Here is a 1,346-nt window from a genome sequence, read left to right as displayed (position 1 = left end):
ATTCTTTTGAAGAGAATTAAACCCCTCATACGAAAACGGAGCCCTGTTGTAATATGCATCACTTTAATAAGTCTGATAATGAACACGTCACTTTACGCTCTCTGTTGGAATATTATCGTCAAAAAGCTAAATCACCCCGTGAATTAGGAACCTTGTTTGAAAACCTTGTCATGGTTTATTTGACAAACGACCCGCTTCAAAAGCAAGAATACGAAAAGGTTCAAACCTATTGCGAATGGGCGCAAGAGCATGGAGAAGATGGAACTGATATTGGGATTGATCTGGTCGCTACAATCCGTGATGAAGGAGGTTATGCTGCCATTCAATGTAAATGCTATGATGCTTCTCACATCATTAAAAAAGAAGATATTGATAGCTTTATTGCTGCTTCGGGCAAAAAGATCTTCACCCGTCGTATACTGATTGATAGTACCGAAACAGATTGGAGTGATAATGTTGAACTGACTTGTGAAGGACAAGAGGTTCGTATTCAACGTATTAACCTTTTTGATTTGGAAAGCAGTCAAATCGATTGGGGGGCTTATAAAGAACAAGGACAAGCCGTCCTTAAAGAGCAACCGAAGAAAAAGCTTTTAGATCATCAAAAAGAAGCCCTTGAGAAAGTCTGTGAAGGGTTAAAAGAAGCAGACCGTGGCAAGCTTATTATGGCCTGTGGAACGGGCAAAACTTTCACAAGCCTTAAGATAGCAGAAACCATAGCAGGAACAGGCAAGCGTGTTTTGTTTCTGGTACCCTCTCTTGCTCTTATCTCTCAAACAATCCGTGAATGGACAGAAGATACACAAGTGCCTTTACGCTCCTTTGCGGTGTGTTCCGATACACAAGTGGGAAAACGTCGTAAGAATAAAAATGATGCTCTTGAATTTGATAGCTCTGATCTTGCCTTGCCTGCTACCACGGATGCAAAAGAACTGGCTAGTAAAGCGGGTAAGGTTTCACATGATCTGATGACCGTGGTGTTTTCAACTTATCATTCCATCCAAGTGATTTCGGATGCACAAAAAAAGTATGATTTACCCGAATTTGATCTGATCATCTGTGATGAAGCCCATAGAACCACTGGGGCTTCATTGGGAACAGAGGACAATGAATCTGATTTTATCAAGGTTCACGATAACAGCATCATTTTTGGCAAAAAACGCCTGTACATGACAGCAACCCCCAAAATCTTTACCGATGATGCCAAAAAGAAAGCCGATGAGATCAATGCCGTTCTAGCTTCTATGGATGATGAAGAGCTCTATGGAAAAGAGCTTTATACCTATACTTTCTCAAAAGCCGTTCAGAATGAACTTTTAGCACCTTATAAGATTATTGTTTTGGGT

1 protein-coding gene is annotated in these 1,346 nt (G+C 40.6%); it reads left to right on the top strand.

Annotation, left to right across the window (positions count from 1 at the left end; all coding sequences use genetic code 11):
• Positions 1–53: 53 nt before the first annotated feature.
• Positions 54–1,346 (top strand): restriction endonuclease (locus ABID23_RS07995; RefSeq protein ID WP_354190966.1); only part of this gene is annotated, 1,293 nt, incomplete at its 3' end.

Origin of the sequence: Bartonella silvatica (assembly GCF_040545155.1) — a bacterium.
GTDB lineage: Bacteria > Pseudomonadota > Alphaproteobacteria > Rhizobiales > Rhizobiaceae > Bartonella > Bartonella silvatica.
The sequence above is the reverse complement of the archived record's forward strand: the minus strand, read 5'-3'. Positions and strand labels throughout refer to the sequence as shown.